A 22,881-nucleotide genomic window follows, 5' to 3' on the forward strand; every position below is an offset into this window, starting at 1 on the left:
CTCAAGGTGGTAATGGCTCTCAAGGCGGCAACCGCGTTAAAGACGATAGCGGTTCTCAGGGTGGCAATGGCTCTCAAGGCGGCAACCGCGTTAAAGACGATAGCGGTTCTCAGGGTGGCAATGGCTCTCAAGGTGGCAATGTAAAAGATAATGCGAAAGAACAAGGCGATAAGTTACCTAATACGGCAACACATTATCCTGCATCTATTTTAATGGGACTTTCAACATTCCTAATCGGTATGTTACTATTTATTCGCCGTAAAAACGCAAAATAAAAACACATCCTTCCATCTAAAACATACATGAAACAAATTGCAAAACTAAAAAGGACTTTGGATTGCATTTTATTATGCAGCCCAAAGTCCTTTTTATCATCTATCAAAAAAGCATTAATACGCTTTTCCCCAATACACCATTTGTTTAGCTTCTTTACCACAACAAATACATTCGTCAGCTAAATGCTCTTGCTCAAAAGGCATACAGCGAGAAGATACTCCAACTTCTTCTTTTAGTTTCTCTTCACAAGCTAATTCTCCGCACCACATTGCCTTAATAAATCCTTGCTTTTCATCAGCTACTTTTTTCATCTCTTCGAAATTCGTCACACTATACGTATTCTCATCGCGAAATACTTTTGCCTTATTAAATAAAGAATTATGAATTTCCTCAAGTAGTGCTGGAATACGCTCTTCTAATTGATCTATTGATATAAATTCTTTTTCTTTCGTATCTCTTCTTACAAGTACAACTTGATTCTTTTCAATATCTTTAGGACCAACTTCTAATCGAATTGGAATACCCTTCATTTCATACTCATTAAATTTCCAGCCTGGTGTTTTATTACTAGCATCTATTTTTACTCGTGCAACCTTTTGAATATGTTCTTGTAACTCTGTTGCTTTCGCTAAAACTCCTTCCTTATGCTGCGCAATTGGTACAATAACAACTTGCACTGGTGCAACTTTAGGAGGCATTACAAGACCATTATTATCGCTATGAACCATAATAAGTCCACCTATCATTCTTGTTGATACACCCCAAGATGTTTGGTGTACATATTGCCACTTACCGTTGCGATCTAAAAATTTAATATCAAATGCTTCAGAGAAATTCGTTCCAAAGTTATGGGATGTTCCTGTTTGAAGTGCTTTCCCATCATGCATTAAACTTTCGATCGTATAAGTTGCCTTTGCTCCTGCAAACTTTTCTTTTTCTGTTTTTTGCCCTTTAATTACTGGTATCGCTAAATAATCTTCACAGAAAGAAGCATATAGATTTAAAATATGTAACGTTTCAGCTTGCGATTCTTCTGCTGTTTCATGAATTGTATGGCCCTCTTGCCATAAGAATTCCGTTGTACGAAGGAATGGTCTCGTTGTTTTCTCCCAACGAACTACTGAACACCACTGATTATATAGCTTTGGCAAATCATTATAGGATTGCACAATTTTTGAAAAATGCTCACAGAATAAAGTTTCAGATGTAGGGCGTACACAAAGTCTCTCCGCTAATTTTTCATCCCCGCCATGTGTCACCCATGCTACTTCAGGAGCAAATCCTTCTACATGATCCTTCTCTTTTTGCAATAAGCTCTCTGGGATAAACATTGGCATATATACATTTTCATGACCAGTTGCTTTTAACTTTTCATCCATAACTTTCTGCATATTTTCCCATAAGGCATAACCGTACGGACGTAGAATCATACATCCTTTTACACTTGAATAATCAACAAGTTCTGCTTTTTTTACAATATCTGTGTACCACTGTGCAAAATCCTCTTCCATCTTCGTAATCGCTTGTACTTGTTCTTTTGCCATAGTCAATCTTCCTCCTTTTGAAAATACAAAAAAGCCCGTGTCCCTAAATAGGGACCGAGCTTTGCCGGCGTTACCACCCTGATTCATGCACAAAAATTGTGCATGCTCTCTTTTTGATAACGGGAAATTCCCGCTGCATATGCAGAACGCAAAGGTAGGTTCCATATCGCCTTTTTAAGAATCTTTCAGCCTAGCGGATTCTCTCTCTGCTAAAAAGGTTGAACATGTACTAGTCCTTTTTCATCGTTATAACGAAATAAATTTGTTGATTATCATAATACAAATTCTTTTTTTAAACAATAGCTAATTTTCTCATTTTTATATATTCTTTTCATTTTCTGCAGTTTTATACGTAGCTTTTTCGCGAGATTTTTACCAGTTGATGTGCAATCATACCGATAAGTGTACCAAGTAGAACGAAGAAACCAATAAATCCATATCCCATTCCTTCCCATCCACCAATCACCATCATTGTAACGGGAAAGGATACTAAGCAAAGAAGTATTAAACTAAGTGCAAATATAATATCGAACTGTTTGTTTGGAAACCGTTTCTTTAGTAAATACGAAATAGTAAATACAAGGATAATCGTAATTCCGCCAATTATGTAAAAGATACTAAATCCATCTAGCCAATCCATAGTATTCCCTCCTTCCATTCATTCCCTTATACTTAATTATATGTTTAATTTTTCTGAAAATAAATAATAAATTTTTACCTAGAAATATATTTTTATTACTAGGTATTAATAGTAATATATAAGAATAGGTTTTATATAATCAGGAGGGAACTTTATGGATAAAGCATTAACAAATCACGTCATTATTTTATCTTTCGATTGCTTATCAGCTTTAGATTTTCCTATATTACAAAAACTCCCTAATTTTCAAACATTAATAAACAAGGGCGCGATAGCGAGAAAAGTGGAACCTATTTATCCTTCTGTAACATATCCAAGTCACTCAACAATCGTTACTGGAAACTACCCTAATAAACATGGCGTAGTTAGCAATACGTTACTTCAACCTGGACGCGAGTCACCAGATTGGCATTGGTACCGAAAATCCATTAAAGGAACAACGTTATACGATGAAGCACATAAAGCAAATTTAACGACAGCTGCCCTTCTATGGCCTGTTACCGGCAGAGCAAATATTGATTACAATTTACCTGAAATTTTTCCAAATAGACCGTGGCAAAATCAAATCTTAGTTTCATTATTTAGCGGTAGCCCACTATATCAATTAGATTTGAATCAGCGTTTTGGTCATATAAGAAATGGCTTATCACAGCCTGAACTCGATGATTTCGTACTTGCATCTGCTGTGCATACAATCCAGACGAAGAAGCCTAATGTCATGTTTATACATTTCACCGATTTAGACACTCAAAGACACTATCACGGCTTTGAATCTAACGAAACAATAGCTGCTATCCATAGACATGATGAACGGCTAGGAAAAATTATTCAAGCTTTAAAAGACAGTGACCTATACGAAGAAAGTACAATTATCGCTCTCGGTGATCATAGCGCTTTAAGTGAAAACAAAGCCATTCAATTAAATGTACTATTTCATCAAAATGGGCTTATATCTATAAATTCAAAAGGAAAATTAGTAGACTGGAAGGTCTATTGCCAAAGTTGCGACGGCTCTGCCTATGTATATGTGAAAGACAAAAATGATACGGATACAATTCGAAAAGTACAACTACTACTTGAAGAGTTACTTCAAAATAAACAAAACGGTATTGAATTTATGCTTCATGATGAAGCTGCAAAAGACTGCGGTGCAGATGGTAATTGTTTATTTATGTTGGAAGCACAAGAAGGATATTATTTCACTGAAAACTATACAGGCGATTTTATAAAAGAAATTACTGAAAAAGATGTTACGCCCAGTAAAAAATATACATTTGGTACGCATGGATACTCTCCAACAAAACCTAACTATGAAACAATTTTTATCGCTGCTGGGAAAGGGATAAAAAGCGGCGTTACCATTCCGTACATGAGACTTATTGATGAAGGTCCAACTATCGCTAGACTACTCGGTTTACACTTAGGTGAAACAGACGGATCAATTGTAGAGGATTTACTTCAATTGTAAAGAACTGTGTATATATGTAAAAGTTATGTAAAAATCATCACTGTTTCTCTTTTTATAATTTTTATTTTTGTACACTGTTAGTAGAACAATTTAAGGGGGAACATTATATGAAAAAAATGTCCAGACAAGAAAAAAGCTGGATATTATACGATTGGGCGAACTCGGTATATTCGCTCGTCATTACAACTGCATTATTCCCAATTTACTTTAAAGCAGCTGCAAAAGAAGCCGGACTATCTGGTGCAACTTCAACGGCATATTGGGGATATGCAAACTCTTTCGCTACACTTTTAATTTCTATACTTGCTCCTATTCTCGGCACAGTTGCTGATTATAAAGGATTTAAAAAACGATTTTTCACATTCTTCTTTGGACTCGGTATCGTATTTACAAGTATGCTAGCAGTCGTCCCAACATCTCAGTGGTACTTATTACTAGGCTGCTATATGCTCGCATTAGTCGGTTTTGCGGGAGCAAACATTTTTTATGATGCATTTTTAGTAGATGTTACCTCTAAAGATAGAATGGACCGAATTTCTACAAGAGGCTTTGCATTAGGTTATATTGGAAGCACAATTCCTTTTATCGGTTGTATCGCTCTTATTATTCTTGCTCAAAAAGGAACTATCCCTTTATCAGTCGGCATTGCTAGTCAAATTTCGTTCGCAATAACAGCTCTTTGGTGGGGATTATTTACAATTCCAATGCTAAAAAATGTAGAGCAAACACATTATATTGAACGTCATCCAAGACCAATTGCAATGAGCTTCAAACGCCTTGCTGATACTTTTAAAAATATTAAAGAATATAAAACTGTATTTATGTTCCTAATCGCTTACTTCTTCTACATTGACGGGGTCGATACAATTATTACTATGTCTACCGCTTACGGAACAGATCTCGGTATTAGTGCAACGAATCTATTAATCATCTTATTTGTCACACAAATTGTAGCTTGTCCATTCGCCTTATTATACGGAAAGTTATCAGAAACATTTACAGGTAAAAAAATGCTATACGTCGGTATTATTATTTATATCATTATCTGCATATATGCTTATTTCTTAAAAACGACACTCGATTTCTGGATTTTAGCAATGTTAGTTGCCACTTCTCAAGGTGGTATTCAAGCACTTAGTCGGTCCTATTTTGCAAAACTAGTACCAAAAGAATCTGCAAATGAATTCTTCGGATTTTATAATATCTTTGGTAAATTCGCGGCAATTATGGGTCCAGTATTAGTCGGTGTTACAACGCAATTAACAGGAAAAACCAACGCTGGTGTCCTTAGTATTATTGTACTGTTCGTTATCGGTGGATTCTTACTAACTAGAGTTCCCGAAAATGATACGTCCGTTACACCACCTAGTCCAAAAACTAAAACGCTATAAGAAAAAGATCCTCTTCTCATGAGAAGAGGATCTTTTCTTTATTTTTAGCGATAACATCTTACAATTAAAAATTCTACAGCCGGCTTTACAACTATCGCAGCGCATAACGCAAACAAAAGCGGTATGTTATGAAAATCAATCCATTTATTAAAACCTACCGATGCGAAAAACAAACCAAAAATTAATACAACAAGTACATAATACGTAACATTTGCACTTATTTTTAATACATGTTTTTCTACATCTTCTTTCTCCTCCGTTGTCCCTTCCACATTATGCGATGCCAAACTTTTAAACATATAATGTAATGCGATGCTACAAATAAATAGTGCATACCAGTTTACTTGAAGTTCAGTTAACCAATAATAAAGTGCAAACACTAACGTACTTATAGCTACTAATGCCGTAACTACAAGGCTTATTTTCTCTTTCCCCAACAACTACTCCCCCTACAACTTGTACAAAAATAGTTTATCAACAGTTGTTCCTAATACTTCAGCTAAACGGAATGCTAACGCTAAGCTTGGATCATATTTATTATTCTCAATTGCATTTATCGTCTGTCTAGAAACTTTACACTTATCAGCCAATGCACCTTGTGAAATATTGTTTTCAGTGCGTAATTCATAGATTTGATTTTTCACACCATTTCTCCTAACCTGTAAACTCGTTTTTACATCATCAGTATATAGTTGGGGCATGTCATTGTCAAAAGATTGCCACAAGAAAAGGGAGCAATCCTGCTCCCTTACAATGATTATTTCGAAGCTAACGAATTTGTTAGTTCCTCTTTATTAGCGACATCTTCTTTATTTATTTGCATGCGTAGAACTGGCCCTATCGCAAATAAAATAAGTGCCATTGCTATACAAAATACAGTAACTAGTGAGGTCATCTCCTTCAATCCTCCAGCTAGTGAAGTTCCGATTAACATTGCCCCCATAAACAGTGGTAAAATTGTTCCATTTACTCTTCCAATCATATTTTCTGGTACAAGTTGAATCATAAGCGTACCGACAACGATATTAACACAAGCTAAACAAATACCTGTTCCAAACCTCATGAAACTAGTAATCCAAAATGATGTAGATAGCCCTTCTACTAAAAATGACATTGCTAATATGCTCATACCGAATACAAACATCTTTTTCGGGTTCACTTTTGAAGCGAAAACTGCAGCAACAATACCACCGATTAACATACCTATCCCATCAGCTGCGGCTAAATATTGAACTGCTTCCTTTTCCATTCCAAGACGCTCTATTACAAGAAACACTTCTAATGGATTCGTTAATCCAACAGCTAAGCCCATAACGGTGAAAGTGATCGTAATCATACGTAAATTTTTCGTATGAAGAACGTATTTCCATCCTTCTTTTATATCATTTTTTAATGAATCTCTCGCCACTTGCTCTTGTTCCACCCATTTTGGTAAAAACGAAAGAGCAATAGCAGATAACAAAAATAAAATGATTAAGCTATATAGTGACGTAAATAAACCAAGTTGTGTATACACAAGTGATCCTACCACTGGTCCAAAAATCATAAATAATGACTGTAATGTTTGGTTAAATGCAATCGCATTTGCTACCTGCTCTTCTTTTACGTAGCGCTTAAATATACGCGAAGATGATGGCTGAGAAAATTGGCCTACGATCGCGGAAATGAGTGTTGCAAAAAATATAGCCTGCCAATAATCCAGCTTTAACAACAAGACAATTCCTACAATAGACAGTACACTTAACACATCTCCAGCAACCATCGTTCTTTTCGGATTCCAGCGATCAGCTAGCGCCCCACCGATAAACGAGAAAATAAAAATAGGTGCATATTCCATAACCGATAACAACGAAACTGAAACTGGATCATTATTCGTTCGCTCCATTATGAAATACAAAAGAGCCATATTTCTGATCCAAATTGCAAATTGTTGTAAAATATCAGATGCCATAACGAGCATAAATGCTCGGTTTTTAAATAAAGCGTTCATTTTCATTCCCCTTTCATAAACCGACCGTTCGGTCTAATTTGTTTTGTAAGAAAAGCAACTGACTTATTATTCAGCTGCCATTCCTTTTAACAATACATCTATTGCCTTTTTATAAATACGTTGCAGCTCTTTATAATCTAACTCGTAGTAAAGTACTCCAAGCCCTGATAATAATCCATTCACAATATACATAAGGTCGCGCGTACTATCTTCACGAAACTCTCCAGACTGTATACCTGCTTCAATTAGTTTCTCAAACATAACATATGATTCTCTAGTTAAAGCCAATAGTTCATCCAAAATCTCTTTACTTACAACTTGGCTCATAGAGAATTCCTCTATTGCATTTGAAATGGGTTGCTGTATGTCCTCGACATGATATTCCGCGAGACCATATAGTTTTTCAGTATTCGTACTATACAACTTCTCTTTTTCATTCCATTTTTCAAGCCAATCATACGTATGCTGTTTCACTACAAATAAAAATAATTCTTCTTTACTTTTAAAGTGATAATAAATGCTTCCTTTACTTCGCTTTGTAATTTCACAAATCTCTTCCATAGATGTAGCTGCATAACCCTTCTGTGAAAACAGACTTTCTGCTTTATATGCAATTTCTTTCTTTATCTCTTCTGCACTTCTTCTCATATTTACACCTCTTTAAACCGACCGTTCAGTCTAATAATAACAAATTAAAAACCTCTATTACAAGAGGCTATATTCCTTATTTAAGAAAACGTACTTTCAAACCACGTTCGAATCATATGTATTATTCCAATTTTAAATCCTAATTTAACAAGAAATACGCCTCCCGCAGCTAATAAAAATAACACTACTTTCCCCTTATTTTTCACTTTCGGTTCCCTTTTCATTTCTATTCCCCTTAGTACGTTAAAAATATTAATCAAACGTTTGTTTAACTGTTTTTATGCATATGTAAGCCAACTAATCAAACGTTTGTTTAAAAAGAAATACGCCTATATAAGGCGCATTTTCATCAATCACCGCCACCTCCGCCGCCATCGCAGCTGCCTCCGCTATCTCCACCGAAAGATCCTCCACAATCATGTGAACCTCCATGCGAGCTATCATTATCAGATCCAGCAAAGAAAAATAATGGTGACGAACTGTTAGATGAATTATGAATGTTATTTTGTTTCGTAAGATTTACCTTCTTTTTGTTTGATCGAACTGCCGTTACGATCGTTCCAACTACAACAAATAATAGTATGACAATAATAAATTCCATATAAAAGCCTCCCTTAATCTTCGAATAATTGAATGGTTCTCTCTAAATTTTCAAGTGAAATGAAGCGCGATTCACGAAGGATCTCTTTTCCATTATAAAATAATAAAACTGTTGGCCCTGTAAACACTGCATAACGCCCCGCAATCTCTTGCATGTCTTGTAGTAATATTTCCACTTTCTCTACGTAATCATAATTCTCTAATAGACCATTTACTTTTCTTAGCATAACATCACAAACACCACAATTTTCCGTTTTAATAAAGAGCAGTACTAATTGTTGTTCTTCAATATGTGTCGCTAATTCTTCTATCGTTTCAAATTTATTCATCTTATCCCTCTTAGCGTAATTTACGAAATACTTTATCCTGATACATACGAAAAGCTGAACTCTCTTTAATCTTTCTCTTTTCCATTACCTGCTGAAAACGCAGCATTTTTGCCGTTAACTCTTCTTGTAATTTTTTTCTCTCTGCTTCATCATAACAGCACGCAATTAAGTCTTCTATTTTTAATATATCTTTTTGTAGTTCCATTTCTGGTGGAATCATACCCGCATTTTTTAAGATTTTATAACTCATTCTAAGTTCTGGAGGTACCATTGAAAGGTCTTCTAATTGTAGTGGTTTTCCTTTTCCCGGAATATGATCAAGGTCTCCATTCCGTATTGCTTGTCGAATTTTTTCTTCAGCAATGTTCAAAAAGACATCCACACCATTCGCTCCTTTACATATTTTTACTATTATTTCACATGATATTTTCTCATCTTGCTACGCTATTACAAATTGACTTCATACAATTTTTTCTCAAATTTAATTACAAGAAGCCTTTTCCTCCCTAATCAATATTTTATTTCCATGTGTAGTCTGTGTTAGAGCCATTTCATATTGAGAAAATCTTTTTGAATCAAATAAAGCGTTTACACTAAATCTTACATTTGCTACGATTTAATCACCCCCAGCTCCCTTGTATAGACTTCGTGATGTCTTATCATTTTTATCCGCTTTAATGGGCAGTAAGACCCCCACCTCAAAATTTAGCGAAAGCAAAGAAGTTAGGTGGGGGATCAACTGCCCATAAAAGTCCGATTGGTGAGGGCTGATAATCAGTGGGGGATGAAGCCCCCCACTGATTAAAGTTTCACTTTATCTAGACGTTTCATACGTCTAGATTCACTTTGGTTTATTGGCGCATGCCTTTAAATATATCTTTTATTTTGAAAGGAGAAATGACTATGAGCTCCAAAAAATTCACACTGCTATTACTATCCCTACTACTCTTCTTACCTCTTTTTCTTACAAACTTTATTACTCCAAATGTTGCATTAGCAGATTCACCAAAGCAAGGTCAAAAAATTGTTGGGTATTTTCCTTCATGGGGCATTTACGGACGTAATTATCAAGTTGCAGACATTGATGCATCAAAGCTAACTCATTTAAACTATGCTTTCGCTGATATTTGCTGGAATGGAAAACATGGAAACCCTTCTACTCACCCCGATAATCCAAATAAACAAACGTGGAACTGTAAAGAGTCTGGTGTACCACTGCAAAATAAAGAGGTTCCTAATGGCACTCTCGTACTCGGTGAACCATGGGCTGATGTCACAAAATCTTATCCGGGATCAGGTACAACTTGGGAAGATTGTGATAAATACGCCCGTTGTGGAAATTTCGGAGAACTGAAACGATTAAAAGCTAAGTATCCTCACTTAAAAACAATTATTTCAGTTGGTGGCTGGACTTGGTCTAACCGCTTTTCTGATATGGCAGCTGATGAAAAAACAAGAAAAGTATTCGCTGAATCTACAGTAGCTTTTCTTCGTGAATATGGATTTGACGGCGTTGATTTAGATTGGGAATATCCGGGTGTTGAAACGATTCCTGGTGGTAGTTATCGTCCTGAAGATAAGCAAAACTTCACCCTACTCCTTCAAGATGTTCGAAATGCATTAACGAAAGCTACTGCAGAAGATGGGAAACAATATTTACTAACAATCGCATCAGGTGCAAGCCAACGTTATGCGGATCATACAGAGCTAAAGAAGATCTCTCAAATACTTGATTGGATTAATATTATGACATATGATTTCCACGGTGGATGGGAAGCTACTTCTAACCATAATGCAGCACTATACAAAGATCCAAATGACCCAGCAGCGGATACAAAATTTTATGTAGATGGTGCGATAGACATTTATACAAATGAAGGGGTTCCAGCGGATAAACTCGTATTAGGTGTACCTTTTTACGGACGTGGATGGAAAAGTTGCGGAAAAGAAAATAATGGGCAATACCAACCTTGTAAACCAGGTAGTGACGGAAAGCTCGCTTCTAAAGGTACTTGGGATGATTATTCTACCGGTGACACAGGTGTGTACGATTATGGTGATTTAACAGCTAATTATGTTAATAAAAATGGTTTTGTTCGCCACTGGAACGATGTAGCGAAAGTACCTTATTTATATAATGCGACTACAGGCACGTTTATTAGCTATGATGACAACGAATCTATGAAATATAAAACAGACTATATAAAGACAAAGGGTCTAAGTGGCGCAATGTTTTGGGAACTAAGCGGGGATTGCCGTACAAGTCCAAAATATAGTTGCAGTGGACCAAAATTGCTTGATACGTTAGTAAAAGAATTACTTGGTGGACCTATTACTCAAAAAGATACTGAGCCCCCAACAAACGTAAAAAATATTGCTGTTACAAATAAAAATTCAAACTCCGTTCAATTAAACTGGACTGCATCTACTGATAACGTAGGAGTTACGGAATATGAAATTACTGCCGGAGAAGAGAAATGGAGTACAACAACAAATAGCATTACAATCAAAAACTTAAAATCTAATACCGAATACACATTTTCAATAATTGCAAAAGATGCTGCCGGGAATAAATCACAGCCTACTTCTATCATTGTAAAAACAGATGATACTGATACAACACCCCCTGGTGGAAATGGTAATGCTACCTTTTCAGTCACTTCAAATTGGGGAAGTGGTTACAACTTCTCGATTGTAATTAAAAATAGTGGAACGACCCCTATTAAAAACTGGAAATTAGAATTTGATTATAACGGCAATTTAACACAAGTTTGGGATTCTAAAATTAGTAGTAAAATAAATAATCATTACGTAATTACGAATGCAGGATGGAATGGTGAAATTCCTCCTGGTGGATCCGTTACAATCGGAGGGGCAGGAACAGGCACTCCCGCCGAACTTGTAAATGCATCCATTAGCGAAAACTAAGCGTAACCTCCATTAATTATTTCACTAAAGTTTGAATTTAGGTTTGAGTGCTCTATCCTAAATTCAAACTTTTAATGTTATGAAAAATCACCAATTATAATTGCAATAACCTATTATAATTATATTTGGTTTCTAATATGAAGTTCGTGTGAAGTTCATCTGAATTTTACATGAATTTCCTTTAAGTTCTATTGTCTTCCCATACTAATCACATTATCCTTTACATATAGGAATTATTTTCATTCCATTTCAAACTATCTATATATACAAAGAAAGATAGTCGCCTATTAGGGAAAGGCATCTAAATATAAACATAACATAAGAAAAAGCACGCTTATAAGCGCACCATAAGAGTGCTTCTTCATACAATTCTCATGTAAGAGTTCTCGAAAATCATGTTAATCACAAAGAAAAGGCATTAGCTTATACAAGCTAATGCCTTTTCTTTATTCATATCGTTCAGCATCCCATTCTTCTATATTCCATACTTTTGTTATCCATGCTTCATAGAAAGAAGGCTCATGTGAGACAAGTAAAACTGTTCCTTTATATTGTTGTAACGCTTCCTGCAAAGACTTCTTTGTTTCTATATCCAAATGATTAGTCGGTTCATCTAAAATTAAAACATTGCTTTTCGTTACGATAAGTTCACATAAACGTACTTTCGTTTGTTCCCCGCCGCTTAATAAACGAATAGGTTTTAATACATGTTCTTCTTTCAATCCACACTTTGCTAATGCTTGGCGTACTTCTTTCTTTGTCATATCTGGTCGTTCTGCCCAAACTTTTTCTAATGGTGTTGTTTCTGAAGCAAACTCTTCCTGCGCAAAATAAGCAGGATTTACTCGTTCTCCAATAGAAATTGAACCGCTTAGCGGCTTTATTTGACCTAATAACGTTTTTAACATTGTCGTTTTTCCAATCCCATTATGACCAACAATCGCTATCTTTTCTCCTTTTTTTACTTGCAAATTCAATTCTGGACATAACGGAGAACTATATCCTATCCTTAGTTTTTCAGCCTGTAATATGCGACTAACTGGCTCCTCATAAACATTGAAATCAAAACGGGATCGAGGTACATGATTAACCTTTTCAATCCTTTGCATTTTCTCCAATACTTTCTCTCGACTTTTGGCCTGTTTCGCTTTTCGAATTTTATTTTTTTGAATAAATGTTTCTAACTGAGCAATTTCTTTTTGCTGTTTCGCATGCGCCGATTGTAATTGTTTCCTTTGCAATTGATAACTTTGCACAAATTTTTCATAATTTCCTACGTACCGCTTCACTTTCCGTTCTTCTAGATGATAAATAACATTCGTAATACTGTTCAAAAATACTTCGTCATGTGAAATGATCACATAAGCTTTTTCATACAGTCTCAAATACGATTGCAACCATTCTATATGGGCTGTATCTAAATAATTTGTTGGCTCATCTAGCAATAAAACATCAGCTTTTTCTAAAAGGAGCTTCCCAAGTAATAACTTTGTTCGCTGTCCTCCACTTAACTTTGAAACATCCTTTTTCAACCCTATTTCAAATAAACCTAAACCGATTGCTACTTCTTCAATTTCTGTATGAATTTGATAGAAATTAGAGCTTTCCAATATAGTTTGTAATTCTCCATACTTTACTAACAGTTTTTCTACTTCTCCTGCTCCATTCATTTCTTCAGCAATTTTTAACATTTCGCATTCAATCCTATACAAATTAGAAAATGCACTTTGTAAGTATCCTTCAATTGTTATCCCCTCTTGTAAATCCATATGCTGCTGTAAAAAACCTATCTTCACATGTGGAAACCATTCAATGTTTCCGTCATCATGTATAAGTTCTCCTGTTAAAATCCTTAACAATGTTGATTTTCCAATTCCATTTTTCCCAACTAACCCAACATGCTCGCCCTTTAATAGTCGAAAACACGCATTATATAAAATGGTTTTCTCACCATATGAATGACTTAAATTTTCTACTGTTAATATACTCATTTTTTTCTCTCCTCTACTTATGGTTCATAAGCTAAATAGAGAGCAATAGTAAAAAGCCTTATTTAATTGTGCATATAAAAAATGGGTAAGGTGAATACACCTTACCCATTACATATTATCGTAAAAAAGGATTAAGGTTCTTTACCTGCTGTCTTCAATTTAGCTTAATCGTTAAAAATGGGCAGACTTCTCCCGTATCAAGCTAAAACCATTTGAAGAACAGTTGATAAAGTCATTTTATCCTTTCACTCCTTTAACATTTGTTATATTAAGAGTATAAACTACTCTGTTATATTCTATTCTCTATTTTTTCTTTTGTTCCTTCTCATTCTTTTCATGTTCTATAAAAAAAAGCTCTTACCAGCAATTATATTTAAATCTGGTAAGAGCTTTTTCTATTTTTTCATATAAGGAGCTAATACTCTCAGAATTTCTTCCTTATCCTTCTTTAACTCAAGTGATGTTAACATATCCATCGTTCTTGGTCTAGGTAATTTCACTTGTACCTCTCCAACTATTGATGCTGGTCTTTGAGATAAAATAAATACGCGATCCGAAAGTAAGATTGCCTCATCTAAGTCATGTGTAACCATAACGATTGTTTGCTTCTCTTGGTGCCAAGAGTTTAAAAGCCAGCTATGTACTTCCATTTTTGTAAAGGCATCTAATTTTCCAAAAGGCTCATCAAGTAGCATAATTGGCTTTTCACATAAATATGTGCGCAAAAAACTAATTCTTTGACGCATACCACCAGACAATTCATCTGGATAATGGTCTGCATATTCATCTAGTTCAAATTGCTTTAATGCTTCCATTCCCTCTGTCAGCCTTTGTTTTTTCGGTTTCCCTTCGATTTCCAATGGAAGAACTATATTTTGCAAAGCTGATCGCCAAGGTAGTAATAAATCCTGCTGCGGCATATAACTTACAACATTTTGCTCTTGTACGTGCGTATCCTTATACGTTACATTTCCACTTGTTGGTTTCTCAACATTTGCAATCATATTTAATAATGTGCTTTTCCCGCAACCACTCGGTCCTACAAAGGAAACGAACTCTCCCTCTCGTATAGAAGCACTAATATTTGCTAATACATTCTTTCCATCAAAAGCTTTTACAATCTCTTTTATTTGTAATCCACTCATTTTTCACTTGGAAGGAACTCATTTGTAAAGGCATCTTTCACATCAATTTTCTTCTTAATAACTTTGTTATCATATAAGAAATTCATGTAATTCGTCCAAACTTCTTCCTTCTGTACTCCCCACGTTTTTGCATCATCTTGATATTTCGTACTTAACCATTTTTGACTTTCTTGTACTAATTCTTTATTCACATCTGGAACTGCTTTAATTAAAATATCAGCAGCTTCTTTCGGTTCTTTAATTGCAAAATTATAACCTTCTGTCGTTGCACTCATAAACTTTTTCACAAAGTCTTTATCTTGCTTCGTATGTTTTTCACTCGTAATAATAACAGGACTATAGAAATCAAGCGCTGGGTCTAAGTCTTTCACCATAATCGTATTTAACTCTTTTCCTTGGCGCTTCGCTTCAATTCCATCCCATCCGTAATATATCCATTCAAAGTCTGCATCACGACCGATTGATTTAAAGAAATCTGTTTGTCCTAAGATGATTTTTTCAACTTTATTAAAATCAGCTTGATGCTTCTCCATGATTGTCTTCAACGTCGCTTCTTCTGCTGGTCCTCCCCAGCCGCCGTAACGTTTACCTTCAAAATCTTTTGGTGACGTCATATTATCTTTTTTAAGTGATGCAAAAGCTGAAGTATTATGTTGGATGATTGCTCCTACAGATACAACAGGAATACCTTCCACACGAGCCAACGTTACATTTTCTTGTGCGCTTATTGCGAAGTCAGCTTTTCCGGAAGCTATCATTTGCTCCGCTGTCACATTATCACCTGGCTGAATAATCTCTACATCTAATCCTTGCTTTTTATAATAATCTTTCGTTTGCGCTACATATAGGCCAGTATGATTCGTATTCGGAAACCAATCTAATACTACTTTTACTTTTTGATCTTTACTTGCACTTTCTTCTTTCTTCGCCGGATTACATCCAGCTACACCTACTGCTAATAAGGCAGCCAGCATAACTTTTAAACCTTTTTTCATTTTCTGCCGTCCTTTCTATATATCCATGGTGCTGTTATTCTTGCCATAAACTCCACGATAAAATACAGACATAATGTCACCATAACAATAATTGCCGCCACACCAAATACTCGGGCTGTTAGAAAGGATTTTGTAGCTCTTGTAAGCATAACTCCTAACCCTTCGCTTGCACCGAGCCATTCCCCAATAATTGCTCCCATTACGCTATATGTAACTGCAATTTTTAAACCTGAGAAAAAGTATGGCAGCACTGCTGGAAACTTTACTTTCTGGTAAACTTGCCATTTCGTTGCCTTCATCGTTTGCAACAACTTCAACATATTTTTATCTACCGTTTGAAAACCTTCTAAAATGCTGAGCGCAATCGGGAAGAAACAAACGAGTATTACTACCATTACTTTCGGTAGCATTCCATATCCAAACCAAATAATAAATAACGGTGCAAGTACAACGATTGGAATCGTTTGCGAAATAACAAGCAACGGATTTATTAAAATACGAAATAAAGGGATAACATCCATAATAATTGCAATACTTGTCCCAATTAAAATCGCAAAAAACAGTCCGATTAGAACCTCTTGTAACGTTTGCATCGTATTCGGTAATAGTAAATCTTTCATTCCAATTAATTCTTTAACAATGGCAGAAGGCTTCGGTAAAATCCACGGTTCAATTTTAAATAATGAAACAGATCCTTCCCATATCGCTATGAGAAGGATAAGCCAAATTGTTGTAATTATTTTAGATTGCTTCTGGTTTTGCATATTCATCACGGTACTTCCAAACCTTTTCATCTATCGTTACACCAGTGCTTGGACGATAATGGATTTTAATAGAAGTAATCACTTCTTCTGCTCCAGCATCCACACAAGCTTGTTGCGCACGTTTAATGATATCAAGAAGTACATCTAATTCTCCTTCCAGCGTTGTTTCCATTGCCCCTACTTCATAACGAACTCCCGATTGTTGTACAACTTCAATTGCTTTATCAACAACAGAATACACATCTTTGTTCTTCGCTTGTGGTACTACTGAAAATGAAATTGTAACTTGTTGTGACATAGTAAAATCCCCCTTATAAAATGAAATATTAAAACAAGAAAAGGCTTTCCTACTGCGTAGGAAAGCCTTGTATGCAAGTTATTATAGAATAACATATGCTACATCACTTTAAGTAACTCCCTACGCTGGCATTATCCAGATCAGGTTGAGGGTCGATGTTTGTTTACATCCTCTCAGCCAATTGGCTCCCCGGTCCTTAATTCGTTTTCATTGTAGCATGATTTATTTTATTGAACAAACAAAAGCACGTATAATCATTTCATTTAACTTTTGAATTCCCCTATTAACTCTTGTAACTCCTGTGAAAGCCAGCTTAAAGAACTAGCTAATTCAGCAATATCTTGTACAGACATTTCCTGTTCTTTCATACTTTCTTCAATATTATTACTACTATTTGCATACTTATTTGCAATAATTGATAGTTCATTTACAACACGAACAATATTTTGGCTATTTTGCAATATATCACTTGAATTGCTAGAAACAACTCTAACTTGATTTGTAATAGATTGTGCTGATTTTGAAATTTTTTCAAAGAAAGCACCACTACTTTGAAAAAGTTTAATTCCGGATTCTACTTCTTTTGAAGCTTTTTGTATTGAAACAACAGCTTCTTCCGTTTCAACTTGTGTTTCCCCTATTAATTTCGCTATATCTTTTGCTGATGCTTCCGTCTGCTCTGCTAATTTACGCACTTCATCAGCAACAACGGCAAATCCCTTTCCGGTTGCCTCAGCACGTGAAGCTTTAATAGAAGCATTTAAAGCTAGCGAATTCGTTTGATTTGAAATACCTGTAATTACATTTACAATATCACTAATTTCTTTTGATCTTGTTTCCAAAGAATGAATGATAGAAGATAAATCTTGTACTGCATTTTGTATTATGTTCATTTGATTAATCGTCTGTTCAATAACACCATTTCCTTTTACTGAATGATGCGTCGTACCTTCAGACTCTTTCGCCATTTGTTTTGCAATATTAGTTATCTCTTCCATCCTATCTTCCATTTCATATACAATACCTAAATACTTTGGTACTGAAGTTTCTTGTGATTGAACGCCAGCCCTTAACTCAACTATAGAACTTACGATTCCTTGGACTGCCATGCTATTCTCTTTCGTACTCACTGACAATTCTTGCGAAGATGAGGAAACCTGTTCTGCTGTCTGCTTCACTTTATCTATAATTCCTTTAAACTTCTCAATGGTATTATTAAAATAAGCATTAATAATACCAATATCATCTGGTCTTTCCTCTAATTTAATACTTAAATCACCTTCACCGACTCTGCGCAATCCTTCACGTAAATCCCGCAATGGAGCAAGTGCGTTACGCACAATTAAGAATTGAATAAAAGTTGCAATTAAAACAGAAATACAAATAAACATTAAACCTTGTATAATGAACTTTTCTTTTGTACTAGGAACAATAGAAGCATCTACATCAGCTGCAACAAGTGCCACAATATTACCTTCTCCATCCTTAATTGGCTCTAATATCGTTACCCATGTTCCTAATGCGTCTTCATATACTTCTGTCATGTTTGCTTTTTTTGTGCTCATTACTTTATCATATGCTTTCATCCAAAGGTCTGGTTGTTTATAATATTCTCCCGGCCTTACTTCAACAACATTTGCTAAACCTGTAGATAAATCAATGATTTGTAGCTCACCTTTTTCATTTTTTTTCGCTCCAACAATATAGGTTTGTCCAACACTGTTCAATTCTTCCGTTGATTCATCTAATTTCTCTGTTAACTTCTCTCTCTTTTCTCTTTCTGCCGTTGGGTCTTTTGCAACATCTCTCAATATTTCTGCGTCTAATTTATGTAATACCGTATCTCCTGTTTCAAAAGAATGCCTTTCAAATATAGACATCATGCTATTTTGAAACATGTTAAAACTTAACGCTCCCATAGTACCGACAAGCGTCAAAATAACTAACACAGTTAACAATACATTTTTTTGAAGAAATGATAGCTTATGCCAATATCTTCTCATTAACATCACCTTTCTTAATTAACTTACTATAAAGTAACGCTATTAAAATATACACTTTATTAATAAATGATAACGGCTCTCATTTGTTTATAAACAAAAAAAAGACCAATGAAAAGAGCATTGGTCAAGACCAACCCTATCCGTCCGGTAACTGGCTAGCATAGCCTTTCGACCTTAGCTCCTGTAGTTTTGCGTCCTAATGTTTCCATCAGTTTGCCTTTCTCGCTGAACGAGTTGAACGATATGGGAGTTCTATGAGAATTAAATTATTCTCTATCAAAGATTACAACATAAGAATTAAAATGTCTACCTATTTAGAGATGCAAATGTAAAGTTTCAAGGTATTATTTTTTCGAAATAATTTAACAAAGTTCGTGAATGTTACATTTCTTGTGTTATATAATAAAAAATGTATATAACACAAGGATTATTTTGGTTATTTGTTTTAATTTTCGTTCAAATTAAATTATTCAAATATATCTTAACTAATGAATTCCGGAGGTAGTTTATCATGTTTTGGCTACAATTTCTTACGTTACTACTCTGCATTTTTATTGGCGCACGCCTAGGCGGAGTTGGTCTAGGAGTAATGGGTGGCGTTGGTATGGCAATACTTGTTTTTGTCTTCCACTTACAACCTACAGCTCCTCCTATTGATGTAATGCTTATGATTTTAGCAGTAATTACAGCTGCCGGTGCACTGCAAGCTGCTGGAGGAATGGACTACCTTGTTCATCTAGCTGAGAAAGCATTGCGAAAAAATCCAAAGCGCATTACATTCTTTGCTCCAATTGTTACTTATTTATTTACACTGTGCGCAGGAACTGGTCACGTTGCTTATTCTGTACTTCCTGTTATCGCAGAAGTCTCTCGCGAATCTGGGATTAGACCGGAACGACCAATGTCAATTGCCGTAATCGCTTCCCAACAAGCAATTACAGCTAGCCCTATATCAGCTGCAACAGTTGCACTTTTAGCAATGCTAGCTGACTATAAAATCACCTTATTAGATATTTTAAAAGTAAGTATTCCTTCTACCTTCATCGCTTGTATGGTAGCTGCATTTGTTGCTAGCAAAATGGGGAAAGAATTAAATGAAGACCCTGAATACTTGAAACGTTTAAAAGAAGGAATGATTCCTAAAATTGAAGAGAAGAAAGAATTTGTTGGTTTAAAAGGCGCTAAACTATCCGTTATCCTTTTCTTAGTAGGAACTTTCCTTGTCGTACTTCTCGGTTCATTTGAAGCACTTCGTCCAGGATGGATGGTTGACGGGAAGTTAATTCGTCTTTCCATGCCAAACACAATTGAAATGGTTATGTTAACTATCGCAGCTCTTATTATTATTTTCTGCAAACCAAATGTAGAAAGCATCGTGTCTGGTAACGTCTTTAAAGCGGGGGCAACAGCTGTTGTTGCTATTTTCGGTATCGCTTGGATGGGAGATACTTTCTTTAACGGAAACTTAAATATGATTCAAGGATCAATTCAGCACCTAGTAACAAGTGCACCATGGCTATTTGCCATCGCATTATTCATTCTATCTATTTTACTATATAGCCAAGCAGCAACAGTACGTGCTTTAATGCCTCTTGGATTATCACTCGGTATTCCACCAGCACTACTAATCGCAATGTTCCCTGCAGTAAATGGATATTTCTTCATTCCAAACTATGGAACAATCGTTGCTGCCATTAACTTCGATCGCACTGGTACAACAGGTATTGGTAAATATGTTTTAAATCATAGCTTTATGATTCCAGGCCTAATCGCAACATTCACCTCTATCGGAATTGGAATGCTCCTAATATCAATTATGTTTTAAAGAAAAAGCACAAACCGACAATTTTAAAGGGTTTGTGCTTTTTTAATCAAACGTTTGTTTAAATATTTTTAACTGTCCATTATGTTCTTTTCTATTTTTGTGAAGTTCCGTTTTCCTACAAACCCCTATTTACTTCCTCAACTAGCTTCTTCGTACTTTCATACGGAGATTCAGCTAAACTAATCGCGGAAATAACAGAAACACCGTCCGCACCGGCTTCTATAACCCCGGCGGTATTTTCAATTGTAATGCCACCAATCCCAACGATCGGTATTGTAATTTCTTGTTCTCTAAAATGAGCTAAACCTTTCGTTCCTTGAACTGCTTTCGTATCTTTTTTTGTACTCGTTGGGAAAATAGGGCCAACACCTAAATAATCAGCTCCGTTTTCAATTGCCCAGCGTGCTTCTTCAATTGTATGTGTAGATACACCAACAATTTTATCACCCATTTTTTCACGAACAGAAGTAATTCCTTCATCATCTTGGCCGACATGCACGCCATCTGCATCTAACTCCATAGCTAGTTCCACATCATCATTTACGATGAATGGTACACCGTACTCTTTACAGACTGCTTGTAGTTCTTTCGCGAAACAAATACGTTTCTCTCCCGTTAAAGCCCCTTCCCCCTTTTCACGAAATTGAAAAATTGTTATACCGCCTTCAAGTGCATCTCTCAATACTTGTAGTGGCTCCTTCGCACAATTGTTACTTCCCATAATAAAATATACTGATAATAATCTAGACATTTCAGCCTTTGTAATACAGGGCATCTAGTTCCCCTCCTTACTATATAAGCTCAATCTTCCCATACTTCTCAATATCACCCGAAGTGGTATTCGCTAACTGATTTAAAAATTCAATTTGGAAACTACCAGGTCCCTTTTCCACTGTCTTAGCAGCTGCCAGTTCCGCAGCTACACCATAAAACGTTAATGCCGCTACTGCTGCCTTTACATAATCCTTTTCTACTGCTACAAATGCTCCTATTACAGAAGTTAGTAAACAACCAGTTCCCGTAACTTTCGTTAAAATAGGGTGACCATTTCGAATAAGGATCGTTCGTTCTCCATCTGTAACAACATCTTCTTTTCCAGTAATCACCGCTACTGTATTTAATTCATCCGCTGCCTGCCTTGCAATACTTACGACATTGCCATTTCCAACACCAGCGTCTACCCCTTTAATTTCCCATCTCTCATTAATAACGTTCGCTATCTCAGCTGCATTTCCGCGGATAATCGCTAAATCAATTTCAGCCGGAATATGTCTCGCAACTTCTGTTCGATACGATGTTGCTCCTGCACCAACTGGATCAAATAGTACTGGTACATTATTCACATTTGCTGATTTACCAGCAAGTAACATCGCTTCTACCTCTTCAGGACGAAGTGTACCCATATTTAAAACAAGGGCTCCCGCAATGCTAGCCATTTCTGCTACTTCTTCTTTTGCATACGCCATTACAGGTGATGCTCCTAATGCTAATAAACCGTTTGCTGTAAAATTTGTTACAACAACATTTGTAATATTATGCACGAGTGGATTAGACTCTCTCACCAAATCCACTACTTTACTAATTTCTTTCATATTCATCCTTTTCATCTCCTAACTATAGTGATGGGAGATACACAAAAAGGCACTTTGCGCGTACGCAAAGTGCCTGAACATGTGCTTTTACACTCTCCCTACGCTGGCATTATCCAACAGGTTCAAATGGTCAATGACGGATTAGTCATACTCTCAGTTTGCATCCACAAACTCCCATGCGTTTATTATTCATCTACTTCAAAGTCTACTCTTATTCTAGTAAAATAACAAGTTCTTTACTTTTCTATTTCATATAGAAGCAACTGATAAAACAATACGCATAATAAAGTGAAACTTTAATCAGTGGGGGCTTTGTTCATCCCCCACTGATTATTAGTTGAACCAATCGGGCTTTTATGGGCAGTTGATCCCCTACCTAACTTCTTGGCTTCCGCTGAATTTTGAGGCAGGGGTCTTACTGCCCGTTAATGCGGGATAAATAAGTATCTATTTC

General features: G+C 35.8%; 23 protein-coding genes, 3 riboswitches and 1 other annotated feature. Of the genes, 5 read left to right on the forward strand and 18 right to left on the reverse strand.

Annotation, left to right across the window (positions count from 1 at the left end; all coding sequences use genetic code 11):
• Positions 1–275, forward strand: a 275-nt coding sequence (locus tag RBB48_RS19795) for an LPXTG cell wall anchor domain-containing protein (protein ID WP_306007988.1), incomplete at its 5' end; no start/stop codon positions are given.
• Positions 276–389: 114 nt separating this feature from the next.
• On the opposite strand, the gene proS is transcribed toward RBB48_RS19795, so the two are convergent.
• A complete protein-coding gene (proS, locus tag RBB48_RS19800) occupies positions 390–1,820 on the reverse strand; it encodes a proline--tRNA ligase (RefSeq protein WP_088061622.1) in 1,431 nt (476 codons plus the stop codon).
• Positions 1,821–1,866: 46 nt separating this feature from the next.
• Positions 1,867–2,073 (reverse strand) — a binding site (T-box leader).
• Positions 2,074–2,166: 93 nt separating this feature from the next.
• Positions 2,167–2,460, reverse strand: coding sequence for a YesK-like family protein (locus RBB48_RS19805; RefSeq protein WP_306007989.1), 294 nt, complete (start codon positions 2,458–2,460; stop codon positions 2,167–2,169).
• 154 nt (positions 2,461–2,614) lie between these two features.
• Between RBB48_RS19805 and RBB48_RS19810 the strand changes: the two genes are divergently transcribed.
• A complete protein-coding gene (locus RBB48_RS19810) occupies positions 2,615–3,928 on the forward strand; it encodes an alkaline phosphatase family protein (RefSeq protein WP_306007990.1) in 1,314 nt (437 codons plus the stop codon).
• 107 nt (positions 3,929–4,035) lie between these two features.
• A complete protein-coding gene (locus RBB48_RS19815) occupies positions 4,036–5,319 on the forward strand; it encodes an MFS transporter (protein WP_000738835.1) in 1,284 nt (427 codons plus the stop codon).
• Between the two features lie 44 nt (positions 5,320–5,363).
• Here RBB48_RS19815 and RBB48_RS19820 read toward each other — a convergent pair whose 3' ends face one another.
• The 8 genes from RBB48_RS19820 to RBB48_RS19855 form a co-directional block, all read right to left on the reverse strand.
• Complete coding sequence (locus RBB48_RS19820; protein ID WP_097907917.1) at positions 5,364–5,756, reverse strand: hypothetical protein; 393 nt, start codon at positions 5,754–5,756, stop codon at positions 5,364–5,366.
• A gap of 12 nt (positions 5,757–5,768) precedes the next feature.
• Positions 5,769–6,020 (reverse strand): helix-turn-helix transcriptional regulator, encoded by a 252-nt coding sequence (locus RBB48_RS19825; protein WP_074651450.1) that lies wholly within the window; start codon positions 6,018–6,020, stop codon positions 5,769–5,771.
• Positions 6,021–6,076: 56 nt separating this feature from the next.
• Positions 6,077–7,309: an MFS transporter gene (locus RBB48_RS19830; protein WP_097889298.1), complete on the reverse strand. Its 1,233-nt coding sequence runs from the start codon at positions 7,307–7,309 to the stop codon at positions 6,077–6,079.
• Between the two features lie 66 nt (positions 7,310–7,375).
• Entirely contained in the window at positions 7,376–7,957 is a 582-nt protein-coding gene (locus RBB48_RS19835; RefSeq protein WP_048541915.1) for a TetR/AcrR family transcriptional regulator, read from the reverse strand.
• Between the two features lie 80 nt (positions 7,958–8,037).
• Entirely contained in the window at positions 8,038–8,181 is a 144-nt protein-coding gene (locus RBB48_RS19840; protein WP_000817984.1) for a hypothetical protein, read from the reverse strand.
• A gap of 125 nt (positions 8,182–8,306) precedes the next feature.
• Positions 8,307–8,558, reverse strand: a complete 252-nt coding sequence (locus tag RBB48_RS19845) for a hypothetical protein (protein ID WP_060486913.1) — start codon at positions 8,556–8,558, stop codon at positions 8,307–8,309.
• A gap of 13 nt (positions 8,559–8,571) precedes the next feature.
• On the reverse strand, positions 8,572–8,886 hold the full coding sequence (locus tag RBB48_RS19850; protein WP_088061614.1) for a thioredoxin family protein: 315 nt from the start codon (positions 8,884–8,886) through the stop codon (positions 8,572–8,574).
• A gap of 10 nt (positions 8,887–8,896) precedes the next feature.
• Positions 8,897–9,268: a DnaJ family domain-containing protein gene (locus RBB48_RS19855; protein ID WP_060486911.1), complete on the reverse strand. Its 372-nt coding sequence runs from the start codon at positions 9,266–9,268 to the stop codon at positions 8,897–8,899.
• Positions 9,269–9,789: 521 nt separating this feature from the next.
• Between RBB48_RS19855 and RBB48_RS19860 the strand changes: the two genes are divergently transcribed.
• Positions 9,790–11,814 (forward strand): glycosyl hydrolase family 18 protein, encoded by a 2,025-nt coding sequence (locus RBB48_RS19860; protein WP_306007991.1) that lies wholly within the window; start codon positions 9,790–9,792, stop codon positions 11,812–11,814.
• A 446-nt stretch (positions 11,815–12,260) separates the two neighbouring features.
• Here RBB48_RS19860 and RBB48_RS19865 read toward each other — a convergent pair whose 3' ends face one another.
• From RBB48_RS19865 to RBB48_RS19890, 6 genes are all read right to left on the reverse strand, one after another.
• Entirely contained in the window at positions 12,261–13,805 is a 1,545-nt protein-coding gene (locus tag RBB48_RS19865) for an ABC-F family ATP-binding cassette domain-containing protein (protein WP_060486909.1), read from the reverse strand.
• A 395-nt stretch (positions 13,806–14,200) separates the two neighbouring features.
• Positions 14,201–14,950 carry an ABC transporter ATP-binding protein gene (locus RBB48_RS19870; RefSeq protein ID WP_098133561.1) on the reverse strand — a complete coding sequence of 250 codons (750 nt, stop codon included), beginning with the start codon at positions 14,948–14,950 and terminating at the stop codon, positions 14,201–14,203.
• The gene (locus RBB48_RS19875; RefSeq protein ID WP_088061610.1) at positions 14,947–15,945 is read right to left on the reverse strand and encodes an ABC transporter substrate-binding protein; all 999 of its coding nucleotides are present in this window, start codon (positions 15,943–15,945) and stop codon (positions 14,947–14,949) included. The genes RBB48_RS19870 and RBB48_RS19875 overlap by 4 nt, the downstream gene beginning before the upstream one ends.
• Positions 15,942–16,715, reverse strand: a complete 774-nt coding sequence (locus tag RBB48_RS19880) for an ABC transporter permease (protein ID WP_142310767.1) — start codon at positions 16,713–16,715, stop codon at positions 15,942–15,944. Before RBB48_RS19880 ends, RBB48_RS19875 begins: the two co-directional genes overlap by 4 nt.
• Positions 16,687–17,007, reverse strand: a complete 321-nt coding sequence (locus tag RBB48_RS19885) for an MTH1187 family thiamine-binding protein (protein WP_000082897.1) — start codon at positions 17,005–17,007, stop codon at positions 16,687–16,689. Before RBB48_RS19885 ends, RBB48_RS19880 begins: the two co-directional genes overlap by 29 nt.
• A gap of 100 nt (positions 17,008–17,107) precedes the next feature.
• A riboswitch (TPP riboswitch) is annotated at positions 17,108–17,209 on the reverse strand.
• Positions 17,210–17,270: 61 nt separating this feature from the next.
• Positions 17,271–19,010, reverse strand: a complete 1,740-nt coding sequence (locus tag RBB48_RS19890; protein ID WP_306007992.1) for a methyl-accepting chemotaxis protein — start codon at positions 19,008–19,010, stop codon at positions 17,271–17,273.
• Positions 19,011–19,153: 143 nt separating this feature from the next.
• A riboswitch (cyclic di-GMP riboswitch) is annotated at positions 19,154–19,238 on the reverse strand.
• 283 nt (positions 19,239–19,521) lie between these two features.
• Between RBB48_RS19890 and RBB48_RS19895 the strand changes: the two genes are divergently transcribed.
• Positions 19,522–20,835 (forward strand): anaerobic C4-dicarboxylate transporter family protein, encoded by a 1,314-nt coding sequence (locus RBB48_RS19895; RefSeq protein WP_000498712.1) that lies wholly within the window; start codon positions 19,522–19,524, stop codon positions 20,833–20,835.
• A gap of 115 nt (positions 20,836–20,950) precedes the next feature.
• Here the strand turns inward: RBB48_RS19895 and thiE are convergent, their stop codons facing one another.
• Positions 20,951–21,610 carry a thiamine phosphate synthase gene (gene thiE, locus RBB48_RS19900; protein WP_097889292.1) on the reverse strand — a complete coding sequence of 220 codons (660 nt, stop codon included), beginning with the start codon at positions 21,608–21,610 and terminating at the stop codon, positions 20,951–20,953.
• A 16-nt stretch (positions 21,611–21,626) separates the two neighbouring features.
• On the reverse strand, positions 21,627–22,442 hold the full coding sequence (thiM, locus tag RBB48_RS19905; RefSeq protein ID WP_097858171.1) for a hydroxyethylthiazole kinase: 816 nt from the start codon (positions 22,440–22,442) through the stop codon (positions 21,627–21,629).
• 63 nt (positions 22,443–22,505) lie between these two features.
• Positions 22,506–22,615: riboswitch (TPP riboswitch) on the reverse strand.
• Positions 22,616–22,881 lie beyond the last annotated feature (266 nt).

Source organism: Bacillus sp. MMSF_3353 (genome assembly GCF_030733445.1).
Lineage (GTDB): Bacteria > Bacillota > Bacilli > Bacillales > Bacillaceae_G > Bacillus_A > Bacillus_A wiedmannii.